A 293-nucleotide genomic window follows, 5' to 3' on the forward strand; every position below is an offset into this window, starting at 1 on the left:
CGGCTGATTAAAGCAAAACTCAGAGAGATTCGCGACGCTCTGGCCAACTGACAACAGATGAACCTAGAGCATTTGCAGTCAACACTGGCGCAGCATAATCCTAGGCTGCCGCCGGTGGAAGACTGGAATCCAGACTACTGTGGCGAACTCGAACTGGAGATTCGTCATGACGGTAGCTGGCACCACCAAAATTCACCCATTAGCAGAAAATCGCTGATCATGCTTTTTGCCAAGGTATTAAAGCGGGAAAACGATCGTTACTACTTGGTCACTCCGGTGGAAAAGCTAGGCAT

1 protein-coding gene is annotated in these 293 nt (G+C 49.5%); it reads left to right on the plus strand.

Annotated features, from left to right (window positions below):
* Positions 1 to 57 precede the first annotated feature (57 nt).
* Positions 58 to 293 (plus strand): DUF1285 domain-containing protein (locus tag J0A66_RS22890; RefSeq protein WP_206576084.1); only part of this gene is annotated, 236 nt, incomplete at its 3' end.

The organism is Bowmanella dokdonensis (genome assembly GCF_017254865.1).
GTDB lineage: Bacteria > Pseudomonadota > Gammaproteobacteria > Enterobacterales > Alteromonadaceae > Bowmanella > Bowmanella dokdonensis.